This window comes from Acidimicrobiia bacterium, from assembly GCA_036271555.1.
In the GTDB taxonomy this organism is placed as follows: domain Bacteria; phylum Actinomycetota; class Acidimicrobiia; order IMCC26256; family PALSA-610; genus DATBAK01.
The window spans coordinates 137,971-157,569 of sequence record DATBAK010000010.1 but is presented as its reverse complement, the minus strand read 5'-3'; the positions used below and the strand labels follow the sequence as shown (position 1 = coordinate 157,569).

The 19,599-nt window shown below is 70.0% G+C and carries 19 protein-coding genes; 10 read left to right on the top strand and 9 right to left on the bottom strand.

Going from position 1 to position 19,599, the window contains the following annotated elements:
• Positions 1-112: 112 nt before the first annotated feature.
• From VH914_04235 to VH914_04205, 7 genes are all read right to left on the bottom strand, one after another.
• Entirely contained in the window at positions 113-871 is a 759-nt protein-coding gene (locus VH914_04235; GenBank protein ID HEX4490396.1) for an SDR family oxidoreductase, read from the bottom strand.
• Complete coding sequence (locus VH914_04230) at positions 868-1,752, bottom strand: 5'-3' exonuclease H3TH domain-containing protein (protein HEX4490395.1); 885 nt, start codon at positions 1,750-1,752, stop codon at positions 868-870. Before VH914_04230 ends, VH914_04235 begins: the two co-directional genes overlap by 4 nt.
• A gap of 139 nt (positions 1,753-1,891) precedes the next feature.
• Entirely contained in the window at positions 1,892-2,770 is an 879-nt protein-coding gene (locus tag VH914_04225) for a hypothetical protein (GenBank protein HEX4490394.1), read from the bottom strand.
• A 56-nt stretch (positions 2,771-2,826) separates the two neighbouring features.
• Positions 2,827-4,242, bottom strand: coding sequence for a HAMP domain-containing sensor histidine kinase (locus VH914_04220; GenBank protein HEX4490393.1), 1,416 nt, complete (start codon positions 4,240-4,242; stop codon positions 2,827-2,829).
• Between the two features lie 7 nt (positions 4,243-4,249).
• Entirely contained in the window at positions 4,250-4,942 is a 693-nt protein-coding gene (locus VH914_04215; GenBank protein HEX4490392.1) for a response regulator transcription factor, read from the bottom strand.
• An 89-nt stretch (positions 4,943-5,031) separates the two neighbouring features.
• Positions 5,032-5,505 carry a hypothetical protein gene (locus VH914_04210; protein ID HEX4490391.1) on the bottom strand — a complete coding sequence of 158 codons (474 nt, stop codon included), beginning with the start codon at positions 5,503-5,505 and terminating at the stop codon, positions 5,032-5,034.
• The gene (locus VH914_04205; GenBank protein ID HEX4490390.1) at positions 5,433-6,422 is read right to left on the bottom strand and encodes a COX15/CtaA family protein; all 990 of its coding nucleotides are present in this window, start codon (positions 6,420-6,422) and stop codon (positions 5,433-5,435) included. Before VH914_04205 ends, VH914_04210 begins: the two co-directional genes overlap by 73 nt.
• Before the next feature lie 92 nt (positions 6,423-6,514).
• On the opposite strand from VH914_04205, the gene VH914_04200 reads away from it, so the two are divergent.
• The 6 genes from VH914_04200 to VH914_04175 all read left to right on the top strand — a co-directional run bounded on the left by VH914_04200 (position 6,515) and on the right by VH914_04175 (position 13,189).
• Positions 6,515-7,399, top strand: coding sequence for an alpha/beta hydrolase (locus VH914_04200; protein HEX4490389.1), 885 nt, complete (start codon positions 6,515-6,517; stop codon positions 7,397-7,399).
• Positions 7,396-8,091, top strand: coding sequence for a hypothetical protein (locus tag VH914_04195; GenBank protein HEX4490388.1), 696 nt, complete (start codon positions 7,396-7,398; stop codon positions 8,089-8,091). Before VH914_04200 ends, VH914_04195 begins: the two co-directional genes overlap by 4 nt.
• Positions 8,092-8,127: 36 nt before the next feature.
• Positions 8,128-8,697, top strand: a complete 570-nt coding sequence (locus VH914_04190; GenBank protein ID HEX4490387.1) for an HD domain-containing protein — start codon at positions 8,128-8,130, stop codon at positions 8,695-8,697.
• A gap of 47 nt (positions 8,698-8,744) precedes the next feature.
• Positions 8,745-8,942: a DUF5522 domain-containing protein gene (locus tag VH914_04185; protein HEX4490386.1), complete on the top strand. Its 198-nt coding sequence runs from the start codon at positions 8,745-8,747 to the stop codon at positions 8,940-8,942.
• A gap of 129 nt (positions 8,943-9,071) precedes the next feature.
• Positions 9,072-11,726 (top strand): alkaline phosphatase family protein, encoded by a 2,655-nt coding sequence (locus VH914_04180; GenBank protein HEX4490385.1) that lies wholly within the window; start codon positions 9,072-9,074, stop codon positions 11,724-11,726.
• A gap of 23 nt (positions 11,727-11,749) precedes the next feature.
• Positions 11,750-13,189, top strand: a complete 1,440-nt coding sequence (locus tag VH914_04175) for a PQQ-binding-like beta-propeller repeat protein (GenBank protein ID HEX4490384.1) — start codon at positions 11,750-11,752, stop codon at positions 13,187-13,189.
• Between the two features lie 21 nt (positions 13,190-13,210).
• On the opposite strand, the gene VH914_04170 is transcribed toward VH914_04175, so the two are convergent.
• Positions 13,211-15,088, bottom strand: a complete 1,878-nt coding sequence (locus VH914_04170) for a DUF2207 domain-containing protein (GenBank protein HEX4490383.1) — start codon at positions 15,086-15,088, stop codon at positions 13,211-13,213.
• A 46-nt stretch (positions 15,089-15,134) separates the two neighbouring features.
• Here VH914_04170 and VH914_04165 point away from each other — a divergent pair, with 46 nt between their 5' ends.
• The 4 genes from VH914_04165 to VH914_04150 all read left to right on the top strand — a co-directional run bounded on the left by VH914_04165 (position 15,135) and on the right by VH914_04150 (position 18,633).
• Positions 15,135-15,926, top strand: coding sequence for an SDR family oxidoreductase (locus VH914_04165; GenBank protein ID HEX4490382.1), 792 nt, complete (start codon positions 15,135-15,137; stop codon positions 15,924-15,926).
• A 113-nt stretch (positions 15,927-16,039) separates the two neighbouring features.
• Entirely contained in the window at positions 16,040-17,128 is a 1,089-nt protein-coding gene (locus tag VH914_04160) for an S-(hydroxymethyl)mycothiol dehydrogenase (GenBank protein HEX4490381.1), read from the top strand.
• 115 nt (positions 17,129-17,243) lie between these two features.
• Positions 17,244-17,870, top strand: a complete 627-nt coding sequence (locus VH914_04155) for an MBL fold metallo-hydrolase (protein HEX4490380.1) — start codon at positions 17,244-17,246, stop codon at positions 17,868-17,870.
• Positions 17,860-18,633: an SDR family NAD(P)-dependent oxidoreductase gene (locus VH914_04150; GenBank protein HEX4490379.1), complete on the top strand. Its 774-nt coding sequence runs from the start codon at positions 17,860-17,862 to the stop codon at positions 18,631-18,633. The genes VH914_04155 and VH914_04150 overlap by 11 nt, the downstream gene beginning before the upstream one ends.
• A 6-nt stretch (positions 18,634-18,639) precedes the next feature.
• On the opposite strand, the gene VH914_04145 is transcribed toward VH914_04150, so the two are convergent.
• On the bottom strand, positions 18,640-19,572 hold the full coding sequence (locus VH914_04145; protein HEX4490378.1) for a cyclase family protein: 933 nt from the start codon (positions 19,570-19,572) through the stop codon (positions 18,640-18,642).
• Positions 19,573-19,599: the final 27 nt, after the last annotated feature.

Below are 19,599 nucleotides of genomic sequence, written 5' to 3'. Positions count from 1 at the left end.
ATTCACGCCGCGTGAGTCACGAGGATGGCTCGTTCCCATCCCGCGTGCGGAGCGGCGAGTGGCGGCGAAGCCGAGCGGGCCGGGTATCCCCGGCCCGCAGCGAGCGCGACCGTCAGAACGCGCCGCCGTCGACACCCAGCCGCTGGCCGGTGACGTAGCTCGCAGCGTCGGAGACGACGAAGCGCACCACCGCCGCGACCTCCTCGGGCGAGCACACGTGCCCGAAGGCGCTGCGGTCGTCGAGCGTGCGGATGTCGTCGACGCCCTGCGCGCCCTTGACGAGGCGCCGTCCCATCTCGGTGTCGACGAGGCCCGGCGCCACGATGTTGACGTGGATGCCGTGCTTGCGCTCCTCCTTCGCGAGCGTGAGCGCGAGGGCCTCGGCGCCGGCCTTCGCCATGTTGTACGGCGCCGACCAGCCCGCCATGTAGAGCGTCGCCGCGCTCGAGATCATCACGATGTCGCCGCGCGGCGCGTCGCGCATATCGGGGATCACGAGCTTCGACAGTGCCCACGCGCCGAACACGTGCGTGCGCCACAAGCGATCGGGTTCGGCCGGGTCGGTGTCGGCGACGTTCTGCCCGCGACTCGCCATGCCCGCGTTGTTGACGAGCAGATCGATGGGTCCGAGCTGTTCGCGCACGTCGTCGACGATGCGTTCGTCGTGCTCGTAGTCGTCGATCGATCCTGGCGCGAGCACCGCGCGTCCGCCCGCAGCGACGATCTCGTCGACGGTCGCAGTCGCGGCCTCCGCGTCGCGCCGGAAGTTCACCGCGACCGCGGCGCCGTCCGCGGCAAGGCCGATCGCGATCGCGCGCCCGATCCCTCGTCCACCGCCGGTGACGAGCGCGACGCGTCCGTCGAGAGTCATTCGGTGGCCTTCCGATCGACGTGCAGCTTCGCGACCCGCTTGGCGAGCTCGGGACGACCGAAGCGCGCGGACCACGCGTCGAAATCGGGTCCGGGACCCGACCAGCGCCACTCGTCGACGGTCCCGACGTCGGCGTCGTCGCGCAGCGTCGCGATGTCCTTGAAGCGCATCGCGAGCTCACGATCGCGTTTCAGCGTGGCCGCGAGCGTCGGCGCGTTGCGGACGTCGAGCTTCCAGTCGTGCACGTCGTCGGGGATCTGCTCGATGTGGACGAAGCGCGCGAGCACCGCGGCCGCCGACTTGGCGCCCCAACCCGGGAGGCCGGGGAAGCCGTCGGCGCTGTCGCCGACGAGCGCGAGGTAGTCGGGGATCGACTCGGGCCCGACACCGAACTTCTCGCGCACCGCGTCGACATCGAGCAGCTTCCGATTGCGCCGGTCGAGCTGCACGACCTTGCCCCCGACGCACTGACCGAGGTCCTTGTCGGGCGTGCAGATCACGACCCGCTCCACGCGCGGGTCGGCCACACCGACGCGCGCCGCGGCCGCGAGCGCGTCGTCGGCCTCCTGCGCGACCATCGGCCAGACCTTGATCCCGAACGCGGCGAGCGACTCTTCGAGCAGTGGGAACTGACTCCTCAGCACGGGGTCGATGCCGGCGCCGGTCTTGTAGGTCTCCCAGAGATCGTTGCGGAACGACTCGATGACCTGGTCGGTCGCGACGCCGACGTGCGTCGCGCCTTCCTCGAGCATCATCACCATCGACGACACGACGCCGCGCGCCGCGCCGACTTCGACGCCGGACGGATCGAGGTGACCGGGGACCTTCGCGTAGAACGAGCGGAACAGCTCGTACGTGCCGTCGACGAGATGGACGTCCATGACTACGGTCGCGCTCGCTGCGGGCCGCGAGACCCGGCCCCCTCGGCTTCGCCGCCGCTCGCCGATCTGTGGCGCGCGATGGGAACCGGCGAGGTCGCTCGTTCGCTTCGCTCGCCGCTCGGCCTCACGGCCTGCGACGTTAGATCGCTGGTGCCGAGCTCTGCGTCGTCGAGCCGCTGCCGTTGGAGTTGCCGGTGCCGCCCGGCGGGCCGTAGCCGCCGGGTCCGCCGCGACCGCCGCCGCCCTGCCCGTGCCAGCCGTAGCCCGGCGCGCCGCGGAAGCTCGGCCGCGCGAACGTGCCGTTCACCTGGTTGGTGATCATCTTGGGCAGCTGCGACTCGATCTTCTTCTCCATGTCGCTGGAGAGATGACCGGCCTTCACCTGCGACTCGAGCTGTGACTTCGCGGAGGCGACCATCGCGTCGATCACCTTCTGCGTCGACACGTTCTTGCTCTTCGCGACCTGCGCGATCGTCTGACCGTTCTTGAGGTCGGTCTGGAGCGTCTGCTCGCTCACGCCGATCGCCTTCGCCGCCGCGTCGAGCCCGAAACCGCCGCGAAAGCCGAACCCGCGTTGCGGTCCGTTCTCACCGTTGGGTGCGTCCGGACGCTTGAGCGTGCCGTTCACCTCGTTGGTGATCATGTCGGTGAGATGCGACTCGAGGGTCGCCTCTTCACTGGCGAGCTGCTTCTTCGCGGCGGCGACCATCGCGTCGATCACGGTCTGGGTCGCAACGTTCTTGCTCTTGGCGACCTGCGCGATCGTCTGACCGTTCTTCAGGTCGGTGCGCAGCGTGTCGGTGCTCACGCCGATCGCCTTGGCCGCGGCGTCGAGCACGGGGCCGTCGCCCATGCCGCGACCCGAGCCGAAGCGGTGCGCCCCCTTCGGTGTGCTCGTCGTCGGCGCCGCCGTGGCCGCCGAGACCGATGCGGGACTGCCGAGGATGACGCCCGCGACCCCGCCGCCCGCGATCGCCGCCGAGAAGAAGGCGACACTGATGATCTTCCTGCGCTCCATTGCCGAAGCTCCTGCTCAGAGTCCAAAAAGCTTACGAAGTGATCGGTCAGTGAATCTCATGAACCTGAACGGACGCTGTGAGTGGTGGGATCGGGCCCTGAATCTGCGATGAGCGGGAGGGTGACGCGGGCGGTCGTACCTTCTCCGGGCGCACTCGCGATCGTGACCTCGCCGTGGTGCGCCTCGACGATCGCCTTCACGATCGACAGGCCCAGCCCGGAGCCGCCGGCGTGCCGGGACCGGGCGGGATCGGCCCGGTAGAAGCGCTCGAAGACCCGCTGGGAGACCGGCTCCGGCATGCCGGGGCCGTCGTCGTGGACCTCGAGCCGCGCCTGTCCGTCGTCGCGATCGACCCGGACCTGCACCGGCGTGCCCGGCGGCGTGTGCACGAGGGCGTTCCCGACCAGGTTGGCGACGACCTGCCGGAGCCGGTCCTCGTCGCCGTCGACCGCGACGCCCTCGGCGACCGACGCGGTGATCGGGCGTTCCGGATCGACGGCACGCGCGTCGGCGACCGCGTCGACCGCGAGCACACCGAGGTCGACCGCGCCTTCCTGGAGCTTCGGGTTCTGGTCGAGGCGCGCGAGCAGCAGGAGATCCTCGACGAGCGATCCCATGCGGATCGACTCCTGCTCGGTGCGGCGCATCGCTTGGGTGAGCTCGTCGGGATCGCGGAGCCCGCCGCCTCGGTACAGCTCGGCGTAGCCGCGGATCGTCGTCACCGGCGTGCGCAGCTCGTGCGACGCGTCGGCGACGAACTGTCGCAGGCGCGCTTCGGACGCGGTGCGTTGGTCGAATGCGTCTTCGATCTTGGTCATCATCGTGTTGAGCGCGGCGCCGAGCTCGCCGGCTTCGGTGCGCGGATCGACGTCGGGGACGCGGTGCGAGAGATCGCCGACCGCGATCGCGGTCGCGGTCTCGGTCATCTTCTTGATGGGCCGCAGGCCGAGGTGCAACACGAACCACGTGACGAGGGCGAGGATCGCGAGGATCACGGCGGTGACCGCGATCTCGACCCGCTCGATGCGTGAGAGCGACGTCGAGACGTCGTGCAACGAGAGTGCGATGAAGAAGTGCGAGCCGCCGGGACCGCTCGCGGCGATGACGCGCCAGTGCCCGCCGCCGGAGACGCTGCCGACGGTGAACGGATGGGCGTGTCGTTGCGCGAACGCGGCGAGCGCCTGCTTCGAGGAGATCTTCGGGAGCGGCCGATCGCCGTCGCCGAGGCCGGGTGTCAGCGCCGTGTGCACCGCGCCGCTCGAGTCGACCTGACCGACGTAGAAGTTGGTGAAGTGCTGGGGCGGACCGCCGTCGAAACCGGCGCCGGTGATGTCGATGTTCGCCGACGTGAGCTGCGCGTCGACGCGCGACACCAGCGCCGAGCGCGCGTTGTTGGAAATGAGCACCGACGCGCCGACGAGCACGATCGCGACGACGGCCATGCCCGCGAGCAGGCGGACGCGCAACGACATCGCGCCGTTACCGTTCCTCGCGCAACGTGTAGCCGACGCCTCGGATCGTGTGGATGAGGCGCGAGCCCGCGTTGTCCATCTTGCGGCGCAGGTAGCCGATGTACGTCTCGACGACGCCACCGTCGCCGCCGAAGTCGTACTGCCAGACGTGGTCGAGGATCTGCGCCTTCGACACGACCTTGCCCTGGTTCACGAGCAGGTAGTGCAGGAGGTTGTACTCGGTCGGCGAGAGCGAGACGTCCTTGCCGCCGCGCTCGACGCGGTGCGCTTCGTCGTCCATCTCGAGGTCGGCGCAGCGCAGCACGCTGCCCGGCTGCGCGAGCCCCGAGCGTCGCAGCACCGCGTTCACGCGCGCGACGAGCTCTTCGAGGCTGAACGGCTTCACGAGGTAGTCGTCGCCGCCGAGCGTGAGGCCGCGGACCTTGTCCTCGGTCGCGTCCTTCGCGGTGAGGAACAGGACCGGCACCCGCCGGCCCTCGGTGCGCAGTCGCCGGCAGACCTCGAAGCCGTCGAGGTCCGGAAGCATCACGTCGAGGACGATCAGGTCGGGCTGGACGGTCGGCACGGCTGCGAGCGCATCGCGGCCGTTGGCCACCGGATGGACGTCGAAGCCGAGGTGGCGGAGCGCCGCCTCGAGCATCGAACGGAGGTTGTCCTCGTCGTCGACGAGGAGGAGTCGTTCACCGGCCACGCAGGCAATATCGCACCTCTGCCTGTGGGTTCGCTGAGACCGGCCTGGGAGCTGGCAAACGGCCGGCAGTCAGCTCCCAGGCTGACGAGGCCGAGGAGTCAGTGAGGCCGAGCGTGCGAGCCCGGCCCGAAGGCGCCGCGGCGGAAGCCCTCGACGCCGGTGGCCACGACCTGGTCGTGGGCCCACACGAGGACGGGCCGGGCGACCCGCGACGCGAGCGACAGCATCGGCAGCCGCAGCTCGACCTCCCATGCGAGGCGGGCGGTCGAGCGGTCGCGACCGTCGGCGGCGACGAAGAGCCGAGCCGGACCGGCAAGGTCGCCGCGTACCTCGGTGTCGACGGCGCGACCGGGCTCGACCGACTGGACGTGCACCGAGAACTCGAGTGTGTACGGGAGCGGCGCGCGGACCGCGCAGTGCGCGACGGCTCCCTCGATGAGCCCCGGCGCGTCGAACCTGCGGAGCCACGGCCAGAAGCTCGGATAACGGTCGGTGTCGTTCAGCGCGTCCCAGAGGACGTCGCGCTCGACGTCGAAGTCGAAGGTCCGGTCGTAGCGAAACGGGGCGACCACCGCCGCGAAGCCTCGCGCGCCACCGCCGCCTCGGCACCGGCGGGCACCGTCAGCTCGAGCTGGAGCTGCAGCGCGGCGCAGAACACGAGCAGCGCGCCGAGCACGTGGAACTCGACGAGGACCACGGGGATCGCGTTGAAGTACTGGATGTATCCGAGCGCGGCCTGCGCGCACGCGATCGCGAGATAGACGCTGACGATCGTGAGCACGCGACGCGGCGCCCGGTCGCGTTGCAGTCGCCACGCGAGGATCACGATGAGCACGAGCAGCGTGTCGACCGAACCACCGTGCAGGCGCGCCGCGTCGGGGATCGGCCACGAGAGTCGCTTCGCCGTCGCGTCGCCGCCGTGCGGACCCGCGGCGGTGACGAGCGTGCCCGCGATCAGCACCCACACCGTGAGCACGAAGACCGCGCGTGCGAGCCACCGCGTCGGCTCCGACACCACGGCCACCATGCGCGCCGGTTTCTCGGGGGTCGCGGCGCGGTGATGCAGCACGAGGGCGACGCCGACGAGCACGATCGACGCGAGGAAGTGGCTCATCACGCTGACCGGCGCGAGCTTGACCTTCACCGAGATGCCGCCGAGCACGGCCTGGAAGATCACGCCGACGACGAGCACCCACGACAACGCCGTGAGGTCGGAGCGCCGGGGCACGCGCCGGCGGGAGCCGAGGACCGCGAGCGCGACGCCGACGCACACGAGCCCCGTGAACATCCGGTTCAGCTGCTCGATCAGCTGGTTCTTGTTCGACGTTCCGATGAGCTCGTGCGGAGAGCAGTTCGGCCAGTCGCGACAGCCGAGCCCGGAGCCCGAGAGTCGGACCGCGGCGCCCGTGATGATGATCGTGCCGAGCAGCAGCAGTGCGACGAAGGTCAGGCGCCGGTACGCGCGCGGCGAGAGCTCGCGGAGCCGCATCGATCGGAGTGTACGGACCGCACCCGGTGCCGATCCCATCAGCGTTCGTCGGGCTCGGGAGCGGCGGCGACCGCGTCGCTACGATCCCCGCCATGGCGGTCGACTACGACGAGTTCGGGATGTTCGCCGACAACGCATCGGAGGTCGGACTCCCCTACTCCGATGCGCCCCACGTGACGCGCGAGTCGGTTCCGCTCGCGGGCGACGGCGCGCTGAGCGCCCTCAAGTGGGGCACCGCGGCACCGGAGCTCGTGCTGTTGCACGGCGGTGCGCAGAACGCGCACACGTGGGACACCGTGAACCTCGCGCTGCAGCGGCCGCTCGTCGCGATCGACATGCCGGGCCACGGGCACTCGACACATCGCACCGATCACGGCTACTGGCCCCGTGAGAACGCGGCCGCGGTCGAGACGGCGGTGCGCGCCCTCGCGCCCGACGCGCGGCTCGTCGTCGGCATGTCGCTCGGTGGGCTGACGTCGATCGCGCTCGCGGCGCGTGCGCCCGACATCGTGCGTGCGCTCGTGCTCGTCGATGTGACGCCGGGCGTGAACTCCGAGAAGGCGTCGTCGATCGTGCAGTTCGTGAACGGACCGGAGAGCTTCGCGAGCCTCGACGAGATCCTCGAACGCACGATCGCGTTCAACCCGACGCGCACGGAGTCGTCGCTGCGGCGAGGTGTGCTGCACAACGCGGTCGAGCAGGGCGATGGCACGTGGCGTTGGCGCTACGACCTCCCGCGCATCGGCGAGAACGAGCGGCCGGACTGGAGCTCGCTCTGGGACGACCTCTCCGCGTACCGCGGGCCGCTCACGCTCGTGCGCGGTGCGGCGTCGCCGGTCGTCGCCGACGAGGACGTCGACGAGCTACGGCGCCGGCGGCCGGACGCACGCGTCATCGTCGTCGAGGGTGCGGGCCACAGCGTGCAGGGCGACCAGCCGCTCGAGCTGGCGAAGATCCTCGCCGACGCGCTCGCGTGAGCTCCGTCGACACGCTCGTGCGCACGCGCGCGTCGTTGCACGCGGTCGCGGAGCACGTGCTCGCAACGGCACTGTTCGAGGCGATCGGGAAGATCGGATTGCGGGCGACCAGCGGCGGGTTCGGCACGCCGCGATTCGGTGACGACGAGCAGCAGGTGCGCGTCGACGGCACGATGCTCGTGCACACGGTCGGCGGGCGCGAGACGCGGCACGCGTTCACAACGCTGCGCGCCGCGGCGGCGGCGATCGGTGTCGAGCCGGGCGCGCCGCCCGTCTACACCGCGAGCACTCCGCTCGACCTCGACCGTCCGCTCGAGCTCGATCCCGCGTCCGCGCGCGTGATCGGCTGGTGGTTCGAGCTCGGTGACACGGCGCTCGCGCAGCTGCGCGCGGATGCCGAGTCGAACCCCGCGAGCGCGGATCCGCCGTCGGTCGCGCAGCTGTGGCCCGAGCACTTCGACCTCGCGACCGACCTCAGTGGGTCCGGGGTCCGCGCGAACTTCGGCGCGTCGCCGGGCGACGCCGAGCACCCGGAGCCGTATCTGTACGTGGGGCCGTGGGGCGCGAAACCGTCGGATGAGTTCTGGAACGAGTCGTTCGGCGCTTCGCTCTCCTACGCAGCCGTCATCGCGGCCCCCGACGCCGAAGCCGCCGCGTTGGCGTTCTTCCGCCGGGGCCGCGACCTGCTCTGATCGAGCGGGACCGCACGGCGTGGAAGACTTCCCCGCATGACGCAGACCACGCAGACCTTCACCCGGATGGACGAGTCCACACCCGAGGAGTGGGGGGTGATTGGTCGGGAGACGATGGCGGCGCAGCCGGAGGTCGCCGACCACGCACTCGCGATGCTGCGGTCGCTCGAAGGCGTGGTGCTCGGCTTCGCGGTCGACCAGCTCGATCACTGCCTGCAGACGGCGACGCTCGCCGAGCGCGCCGGCGCCGACAACCAAGTCGTCGTCGCCGCGCTGTTCCACGACGTCGGCAAGGCGATCGGCGTGCCGAACCACCCACGCGTCGCCGCCGAGATCCTGCGTCCGTACGTGCGCGAGGAGGTCTACAAGATGATCCTCGTGCACCAGGACTTCCAGGGGAAGCACTACTACGCGCACTTCGGCGGCGACTCGGCGGCGCGTGAGAAGCACCGCGACTCGCTGAGCGCCGAGGAGTTCGCGCTCGCGGCGCGCTTCGCCGACGAATGGGACCAGATCGCGTTCGACCCCGCGTACGACACGCTGCCACTCGAGCACTTCGAGCCCGTCGTGCGCGAGGTCTTCGGGACCCCGCACACGATCTTCTAGCGATCAGCGCGCGATCGAGCCGCACCGTTTCCGTCGCCTCCTCGATCATGCGTTCGGAGCCCGACGAAGTCGCGATCCGGCGCGCACACGACGAAGCGACGGCGCGCGGCGACGAGACCTATCTCGATCCCGCCACCGGCTACGTCGTACTCACGGCCGCGACCCTGCTCGCGCGCGGCGAGTGCTGCGGGAGCGGCTGCCGGCATTGCCCGTACCCGGACGACGAGCGCCGCCGCGGGGGCTGAGGCCTGCGCCGCGGCGCCTCCGGCGCTCAACTGTTCAGGAGCGCCGGGCTCCCATACGATGCGCGCCGTCGCCTGGGGAAGGGCGGGGGCGTGAGGTCGGGCCGCGGAGTGCGGAGTCGAGCGGCGGGGATGTTCCTCGTTCTCGTCGCGCTCGGAGCCTTCGTGGCGTCGGCGGTGACGGCGAATGCCCGCGCCTCCGCATCGGGCCTCGTGCCGTCGTTGAGCGTCACGCCCGCGTCGGCCGGCTTGAAGAAGATCAAGCACGTGATCATCCTCATGCAGGAGAACCACTCCTTCGACAACTACTTCGGGATGTATCCCGGCGCCGACGGCATCCCGGTCGACGCCGACGGCAACCCGACCGTGTGCGTGAACGATCCGCAGACCGGCGAGTGCGTGTACCCGTGGCACGACACGGACGACATCGAGAACGGCGGTCCGCACGGGGTCGGGCCCGCCGGTGCCGACATCGACGGCGGCAAGATGGACGGCTTCATCGCGCAGTACGAGAACGCGACGAAATGCAAGCAGCCGGGTGGCTGCGGCTATCCGAAGCCGTATCCGGACGTGATGTCGTACAAGCTGCGCTCCGACATCCCCGAGTACTGGGAGTACGCCGACAACTACGTGCTGCAGGACCACATGTTCGGCTCCGGTCGCAGCTGGTCGCTGCCCGAGCACATGTCGTTGGTGTCGGACTGGTCGGCGCGCTGCTACATCATCGACGATCCGATGAGCTGCGAGAACGAGCTCGCGAATCCGGACGACCCCCGCTTCGAGACCACCGAGAACTACGCGTGGACGAGCATCGCGACATTGCTCGATCGCCGGCACGTGTCGTGGGGCTACTACGTGTTCGACGGTTCCGAGCCCGACTGCGAGGATCCCGACGACGTGTCGTGCATCCCGGTGCCGCAGTCGGCGAAGACCGGGAGCATCTGGAACCCGCTCCCCTACTTCACCGACGTGAAGCAGGACGGCACGGCCGGCAACGTGCAGACCGTCGACAACTTCGCCGCGGCCGCGCGCGCGGGCACGCTGCCCGCGGTGTCGTGGGTGCTGCCGACGTCGTCGGTGAGCGAGCACCCACCCGCGCGCCTCACCGATGCGCGCAAGTACATGACGTACATGATCAACCAGGTCATGCAGGGCCCGGACTGGGACTCGAGCGCGATCTTCCTGAGCTGGGACGAGTGGGGCGGCTTCTACGACCACGTCGTCCCGCCCGAGATCGATGCGAACGGACTCGGCATCCGCGTGCCGGGCATCGTCATCAGCCCGTACGCGAAGAAGGGCTTCATCGACCACGACGCGCACACGTTCGATTCGTACGAGCGCTTCATCGAGGACGTGTTCCTCGGCGGGCAGCGGCTCGATCCCACGACCGACGGCCGTCCCGACACGCGGCCCGACGTGCGCGAGAGCGCGCCACAACTCGCGAGCCTCGACGACGACTTCGACTTCACCCAGGCACCCCGGCCGCCGCTGATCATCGGCAACCAGGACGCGAGCGCGATCAACCCGCCGGTGCATCCGACACCCGCCGCGATCCACGCGTCGACGATCCCGAAGGCGCGCGCCGCGACTCCGGTGTCGGGTTCGTTGTTCGCCGATGCTCCGACGACGGCCGCGGTGTCGGACGCCGGCGCGTCGCGCGCAGTCGTCGCGAAGCTGGCGCGCGGCGTCGCGCCATTCGGCGCGGTGTTCGACGGGTCGGGATCGAGCGACACCGGGAGCACGATCTCGCGCTGGACGATGCGCTTCGGTGACGGCACGACGACGAAGGGCACCGGCTCGCCGGGCGTCGTCAGCCACACCTATGCCGCCGCGGGCACGTATCACGCGTCCCTCACGGTGTTCGACAAGACGAAGGCGTCCGCAGTTGCGCGCGTGCGCGTGGTCGTGGCGCCCGCGCCCCCGACTGCGTGGATCAGCGGTGATCAGCCCCTCGGCTTCGACGGACTCGACGAGCGGTTCGACGCGTCGAACAGCAGTTCCGGCAACTGGACCATCGACTTCGGTGACGGCACACCGAACGCGAGCGGCACCGGCGTGCCGCCCGCGCGGGTCGACCACGACTTCACGGTCGACGGCATCTACACGACCACGCTCACGGTGACCGATCCGACGACCGGACTGTCGAGCGTGTCGCGCGCGATCAGCACCGTGAACGCGAGCCGGCCGCCGACCGCGCAGACGCGCGATCCGAACGTGACCGCGACGACCGCCGCGCTCGGCGCCGACATCTGGCCGAATGGCAAGGAGACGACCTACCACTTCGAGTGGGGCACGAGCCCGACCCAGCTCGTCAACCTCACGCCGGAGCGACCGGTGCAGGGCCTCGGGCCTGCGAGCCCGAACCAGAACATCACCGGGTTGCAGGGCGGCACGACGTACTACTTCCGCATCGTCGCGACGAACGCGGTCGGCACGACGATCGGCGAGACGCTGAGCTTCGAGCCCGGGAGCGGTCCGCTCGTGTTCACGATCAGCTCGAGCGACGTCACCGCCACGACGGTGAAGCTCACCGGGCTCGTGAACCCGAACAACAGCGACACGCAGGTCTTCTGGGAGTACGGCACGACCCGGCACTTCGGTCAGACGACGGCACCGCAGGACATCGGTGCGGTTGCGTACAAGCAGCTGGTCGACACCGACGTGACCGGCTTGCACCCGGGTACGACGTACTTCTACCGGCTCGTCGCGGAGAACGCGGTGGGTCAGGCGCAATCGAAGAGGACCGGGACGTTCACGACGGCGGCGAGCGCGTCGACGCGCCGGTAGTCGGGCACAGGGAAGGCGGTCCGATGATGCATCGATCCCGGCGCGCGCGATCCCTGGCGGCCGTGGTCGTCACCGTCGCCGCGACGCTCGCGACGATGAGCGCGACCGCGGTCGCGACCGGCACGGAAGTCGACTTCCCCGCGTACATGCACGACGCCGGGCACAGCGCGTACAGCCCCGACGCGACCGCGATCACACCGACCACGAAGTTGAAGCTCGCGTGGACCCTGACGACGCCGAAGGAGGACGGGCTCCCGCCGGCCGGCTTCTTCGCGACGCCGATCGTCCTCGATCACGTCGTCTACGTCGGGTCGAACTCCGGTGACTTCTACGCCGTCGACGAAGCGACGGGCACCGTGCTCTGGAAGGTGTTCCTCGGCTACGAGCCGAAGGCGACGTGCGGGTACGCGCGCGGCTTCAACGCGACCGCGGCGTCCGGCATCGATCCGACGACCGGCGAGCTCGCGATCTACGCCGCGTCGGGCGACGGCTACGTGTACGCGCTGAACGCGGCCGACGGCACCACGCTCTGGAAGACTCCGGTGAACGTCCCGACTCCGGGCGTGAACGACTTCTACGCCTGGTCGTCGCCCGAGATCGCGAACGGCAAGATCTACGTGGGCGTCTCGTCGTTCTGTGACGAACCGTTCGTGCGCGGCGGGATCGTCGCACTCGATCAAACGACCGGCGTGCGCGTCGCGCGCTACTTCAGCGCGAAGAACGGCGAGCTCGGTGCGAGCGTGTGGGCGAGCCCGGCCGTGGCGCCCGACGGATCGGTCGTCATCGGCACCGGCAACGCCGACGGCGGCGCGACCATCCCGAACTCGCTGTCGATCGAGCGGCTCGACGGCAACACCCTGAAGCGGCTCGATCACTGGCAGCTCAAGACGCACGGCGACTTCGACTTCGGCGCCGCGCCCACGATCTTCGAGGCGACGCTCGGCGGGGTGTCGACACCGATGGTCGGTGACTGCAACAAGAACGGCTGGTACTACGCGTTCCGTCTCGACGATCTCAAGGCGGGACCGGTGTGGAAGTACCACGTCGCGCGCACGGGCCTCGCGGAAGCATCGGGTGTCTGCCTCGCGGGCGCGATCTGGGACGGCTCCGCGCTCTACGTCGTGGGCACGAAGACGACGATCGGCGAGACCGACTACCGCGGCTCGATCCGCAAGCTCGACCCCGCGACCGGTACGCCGATCTGGGAGACGGGCCTGCCGTCGGGAGTGATGACGTCGCCGACGGCCGACGGCGCGGGCGCGATCGCGATGCAGAGCTTCGAGACGTATGAGGGGGTTCCGAACTCCGCGTTCCTCGTCGACGCGCAGACGGGATCGTTCGTCGTGCTCAAGAACGGCAACAAGCGCTCGGCGTCGTCACCGGTGTTCGCGGACGACTACCTGATCCTCGCGACCGGTCGCGGGAAGATCATGGCGTACGAGGCGCAACCGCCGGCTTCCTGAGCACACGCGACCGCGCCGCGCTCACCAGGAGCCTCCGCCCCCGCCTCCACCGCCGCCTCCGACACCACCGCCGGAGAAACCGCTGCCGCCGGATCCTGCGGGCATCGATTGCAGCGTGCCGACCGACGACGTAGCGAAGCTGTTCACCGACTGGCTGAACAGGATCGCGTTGAACGGGTGGCTCGACACGTACCACCCGGTGTCGGGCTGGTTGGCGAGGCCCTCGAACGTGCGCGCCCACTTCTCGACGACGCCGAACACGATCGCGTAGGGCAGATACTCCGAGAACAGGTTCGCCTGCTCCGCGAACTTGGCGCGGTCCTTCTCGGACTCGACGATGAAGCGGCGGAAGCCCAGCACGCGATGCGTGATGCCGGTGCCCTTCGGCGTCCGGCGCGGCATCAGGTGCGCGCACGTCGAGAGCACGAATCCGGCGAGCACGAACGCGAGCCCGAGCAGGCCGAACGTGGTGCGCCACGCGAGCAGGATCGTGAGACCGACGCCGGCGAGGATCGCGAGCGTCCCCATGCCGTGCCAGAACTGGCGCGCCCGGTCGGGGCGACGGAGGAACCACCCCTGTCGCACCGCGTCGTCGTAGAGCGCGGACTCCACGTTCACGAGCTTCGTGTGGAAGTGGTTCTTCAGCTCCGAGAGCTGCACGCTGACGCCCGGTCCCGCGCACAGCGCGTCGAGCAGCATGCGCTCGTACGCGAGCAGCGGGTCGTTCTTGTCGAGGCGAGTGATCTTCCAGTCGACGTGACCCCACCAGTGCTGCTTCGGGATCTCCTCGATCGTCAGGTACTTGCGGACCGCGAGGTCGATGATCGTCGCGCTGACGTCGAGCGGGCCCGCGACCTCGTCGACGAGCGTGCCGACCTGGCCGGGGCGCAGGTCGTCGGGTGGCGTGTACTCGACGGGCGTCGTGTGGTCGTCGAACACGCCGACGCGTTGATCCGCGCCTGTGGGGTTGCCGAACACGACGTCGGTCGCGCCGCCGATGAAACGCCGGTCGCGCCCGACCATCCACACGAGGATCAGGGTCACGCCGACGAGGACGACCGCGACTCCGCCCGCGACGCCGACCGTCTCCCGGTTGAGCGCGAAGCCCTGGTCGAACGTCCAGTGCTTGCCGAGGATGGGTCCGACGCTCGCGAACGTGCCGCGCGGCATGGCGGCGACGATGCTCACGCCCTCGTTGCTACCGAGGTCGGCATGGTTGAACACCGCGTCCGTGCCGCTCTCGAGCACGCGCGCCCGTGTGCACGCGAGCTGCGAGTTGACGAAGCCTTCGAGACACGCGACACGGCCGATGGGCGCGGGCGCGTGCAGCCGCACGACGACGTCGTCGATCGAGACGTCCCACGCGTTCCCGATCGCGTTCCAGAACAGCTCGTCGTGGTCGGCGAAGCGGTCGAACGCGCCCGCGACCGTGTAGCGGATCACGTAGGTGTGCACGCCGGAGACGGTCTTGTTCTTGTCGCCGATCTTGATGTCGAGCTCCGCGCCGTGGACCGAGACCGACCGCTTCGCGGATGCGCCGCCGCTCGCGGTCACCTCGGTGACGGTGATCGGGTACCGACGGTCGTGGTGCGCGTCCCAGCGCTTCCGGTCCGGGATCTGGCGGATGATCCCGTGCTTCGGCACGGTCGGCGTGCCGAAGTCGTACACGATCGTCTCGACGACCGCGAGCGTGCCGTCGGGGCGCGCGGTGAGGTCGACGCCGTAGTGCCGGATGCCCTCGAAGCCGAAGGCCGCGGACGCGGGTGGCGCCGCGGTCATGGCGAGCGCGAGGTTCGCGACCGCGATCACGCCGAGCAGCGCGGCGGCGCGCCGGGCTCGGTGGTCGCGTCGGATTCGACGAAGCGTGCGCAGACTGCGCCCCAGGTGTGCCCCCACCATGGGCGGCATCGTAGGCTCCCGCGCCTCGCGTCCGGGGGAGGTCGGCATGCTGCTCGACGGCAAGGTGGCAATCGTCTCGGGTGTCGGTCCCGGGCTCGGGCAGGCGAACGCGCACGCGCTCGCGCGCGAGGGCGCGACCGTCGTCCTCGCGGCGCGTTCCGCCGACTATCTCGAGAGCGTGCGCGCCGAGATCGAGTCCGCAGGCGGGCGCGCGATCGCGATACCGACGAACCTCGTCGAGCGCGACCAGGTCGACGCGTTGGTCGCGCGCACGGTCGACGAGGTCGGCCACATCGACATCCTCGTGAACAACGCGTTCCGCATGGATCCGTACCAACCGTTCGAGCAGGTCGACCTCGTGAAGTGGCGCAAGGTCTACGAGGTGAACGTCTGGGGCGCGCTCGGCCTGACGCAAGCGTGCATCCCCGCGTTGCAGGAATCGGCGAGCGCGCGCGGCGACGCGTCGATCGTGTTCATCCTCTCGATGAGCATGCGCAAGATCCGCGCCGGCGAGGGCGGGTACTCGACGTCGAAGGGCGCGCTCCACACCGCGATGCAGACGCTCGCGATCGAGCTGGGCCCGTCGCGCGTGCGCGTGAACGCGGTCGCACCGGGGTGGATCGGCGGACCGTCGGTCGACGTCTATCTGGGTTGGCAGTCCGATGCTCGCGGCATCACGGTCGACGACGTGCGCGCCGAGATCGAAGCCGAGATCCCGCTGCGACAGATCCCGCCCCAGGACGACATCGCGCACTCGGTCGTCTTCTTCGCGTCACCCTGGTCGCGCGTCATCACGGGCCAGACGCTCGACGTCAACGGCGGCGAGTGGCTCGGCTGACCTCGCTGGTCGGCCTCGCAGGCTCGCTCTGCTCGCGGCCCGCGGCTCGCGTCTGCCACGAAGAGTCTCGGTAGTCTCCGCGGAGCAGCCGTCGGACGAGCAGGGGTTTTCTCATGGCGCAGCAGGTGCGCGGGGTCGTCGCCGCCGGAAAAGGCAAGCCGGTCAGCGTCGAGACGATCGTGGTGCCCGATCCCGGACCCGGCGAGGTCGTCGTGCGCGTGCAGGCGTGCGGCGTGTGCCACACCGACCTCCACTACCGCGAGGGCGGCATCAACGACGACTTCCCGTTCCTGCTCGGCCACGAGGCCGCGGGCATCGTCGACGCGATCGGGTCGGGCGTCACGTCGGTCGCCGAGGGCGACTTCGTCGTCCTCAACTGGCGGGCCGTGTGCGGCGAGTGCCGTGCCTGCCGGCGCGGTCGTCCGTGGCTCTGCTTCTCGACGCACAACGCGACGCAGAAGATGACCCTCACCGACGGCACGGTGCTCTCCCCGGCACTCGGCATCGGGGCGTTCGCGGAGAAGACGCTCGTCGCCGCGGGGCAGGCGACGAAGGTCGACGCGAGCGCGAACCCGGCCGCGGCCGGTCTCCTCGGCTGCGGTGTGATGGCCGGCTTCGGTGCGGCCACCTATACCGGCGGCGTGGCGCGCGGTGACACGGTCGCGGTGTTCGGCTGCGGCGGTGTGGGCGACGCCGCGATCGCGGCGTCGCGGCTCGCGGGTGCGCGCACGATCATCGCCGTCGACCGCGATCCGAAGAAGCTCGAGTGGGCGCTGGAGTTCGGCGCGACGCACACGGTCAACGCGTCGAAGGACGATCCGGTCGAGGCGATCCGCGCGCTCACCGAAGGCAACGGCGCCGACGTGTGCATCGAAGCGGTCGGCAATCCGGAGGTGCTTCGGCAGGCGTTCTTCGCACGCGACCTCGCGGGCACGGTCGTGCAGGTCGGTGTGCCGAACCCGCAGATGACGTTCCCGGACATCTCGATGATCGAGTTCTTCGGGCGGGGCGGCGCGCTCAAGCCGTCGTGGTATGGCGACTGCCTCCCGTCGCGCGACTTCCCGATGCTCATCGACCTCTACCTGCAGGGCCGCTTCGACCTCGACCGCTTCGTCTCCGAGACGATCAAGCTCGACGAGGTCGAGGAGGCGTTCCACAAGATGGAGCGCGGTGAAGTGCTGCGCTCGGTCGTAATCCTTTGAGTTCCTGGGCGGTGATCGTGCGCGCCGCCGAAGGCGAGAGCGAAGCGAGCGTCGAGGCTCGCCAGCAAGCGTGCGAGTCGGCGACCCGAAGGGGAACCGGCGAAGGAGCGAGCGCATGAGGATCGAGCGGGTACGCACGAACGGGATCTTCTCGATCGACGGTGAGGACTACGAGGTCGAGAACAACATCTGGCTGATCGGCGACGATCACGAGGTGCTGGTCGTCGACGCCGCGCACGACGCAGCACCCATTGCGGACGCGGTCGGCGACCGCCGCGTGCGCGCGATCGTGTGCACGCACGGGCACAACGACCACATCAACGCGGCCGACGACCTCGCGCGCCGCACGAAGCGCGCGCCCGTGCTCATCCACGAGGCCGATCGCAACCTCTGGGACACGATCTATCCCGACCGCGCGCCGGACGGTGCGTTGCGCCATGGTGAAGAGCTCGACGTCGCGGGAAGCACGCTGCGCGTGCTGCACACGCCCGGCCACTCCCCCGGCGGCGTCTGCCTGCTGCTGCCCGACGGCTACGTGTTCGGTGGCGACACGCTGTTCCGCGGCGGTCCCGGCGCGACCGGGGGTCGCACCGGATCCGATTTCCCCACGATCATCGAGTCGATCCGCGCGCAGCTGCTCACGCTTCCCGACGCGACGGTCGTGCACACGGGCCACGGCGACTCCACGACGATCGGCGCGGAGGCCCCCCACCTCGACGATTGGGTCGCGCGTGGCCACTGACGATTCCGGCGGCCCGCGCACCGCGTTCGTCACCGGCGCGTCGTCGGGCATCGGGTCGGCGATCGCGCGTGCGTTCGGCGATCTGGGATGGCGCGTCGGCATCGGCGCGCGCGGCGCGGACGCGCTCGACGAGACCGCGCGAGCGATCAACGCGGCGGGTGGCCGCGCCTTCGCGCATCCGCTCGACGTGCGCGACACCGCGTCCGTCGACGAGTTCTTCCGCGCCGCGGAATCCGCGCTCGGACCCGTCGACGTGCTGGTGAACAACGCGGGTGTCGCGCGGCCCGGCGCGCTGCACGAGGTCGACGACGACGTCCACCGGCGGATCGTCGAGACGAACCTGTTGGGTCCCATCTATCTTTCGCGCCGCGCGATCCGATCGATGCTCGAGCGCGGCGGTGCGGGCGATCTGGTCTTCATCTCGTCCGACGTCACCGTGCACCCGCGCCCGAAGATGCCCGCGTACGGCGCGACGAAGGCCGGTGTGGAGCACCTCGCGACGACCCTCGCGTTGGAGCTCGAAGGCACCGCGATCCGCACGAGCGTCGTGCGCGTGGGCCCGACGCTCACGGGCTTCGGCGACGAGTGGGATCCCGATGTCTTCGACACGCTCATCCCGCAGTGGCAGCGCTTCGGGCTCCAGCGCCACTGGCACACGAACGACGCCGCGACCGTCGCGCGCGCGGTCGTGTCGGTCGTGACCCTCGAGCGCGGCAGCACGATCTCCGTGCTCGAGGTGCAGCCGACACCGCCGGTGGAGTGATCTTTCCTATTTGATCGCGGTCGGCGCGACCGGCGCGCCCACCGCGCCGGTCAACGGCAACGGCGTCGCGCAGAGTAGGAAGTCGTACTGCCCGTCGGTCGCGCAGTCGGCCGCGAGGTCGTCGAGCGCCCACACCTGTCCCTGCAGCAGACCCATGTCGCGCAAGTGGATCATGTGGACCGGCATGAAGACGGCCGGGTCCTCGCACGGATAAACCTCGAACGTCAACGTGTCGGTCGCGACCGCGGCGACGTCGTGATCGCGCAGCCACGCGATCGTGTCAGTGGAGAGCCCGGGCGACGGATGCGAGTAGCGCGGCCGGTCGCCGGTACGCAGGAAGTGCATCTGGCCGGTACGCACGAGCACGGCGTCACCGGATTCGATCGTGACGCGCGTGGCCTCGACGGCGCGGTCGAGATCGTCGGCGGTGATCGCGTAGTTGTGGTCGAAGTGGTCGACGTCGTGCACGCGCGCGACGTCGAGGAGCACGCCTCGCGTCGCGACCGCACCGATGCTCTGCACCCCGAGTTGCGACGCGCCGCCGGCGGATACCACCGAGTCGTCGGTGTCGTTGTAGAGCTTGCCTTCGTAGCCGACGTGCGCGAGCGCGTCCCAGTGCGTCGCGGCCTGCGAACCCATGGAGAACGCGTCGTCGCTCGTCGTGAAGTCGGCCCTGTCGCCCGTGAAGCTCACGTTCACGGCGTAGGTGTTGAGCTTCGGGTTCGCACGCAGCGGCATGTTCACGCTGTCCCACTGCGGACCGTCGGAAGCGAACGGGATCGCGAGCGAGAAGACGCGTCCCTGGCGCACGGCCGCGGCACCCCGTTGCACCGCGTCGCTCGTGATGAGGTTGAGCGTGCCCCGTTCGTCGTCGGTGCCCCAACGTCCCCAGTTCGACACCCGGGCCGAGAGCTCGCGCAGCGGGTCGGGAAGCGGCATCGTGACTCCTTCGAGGAACGGGCGGGG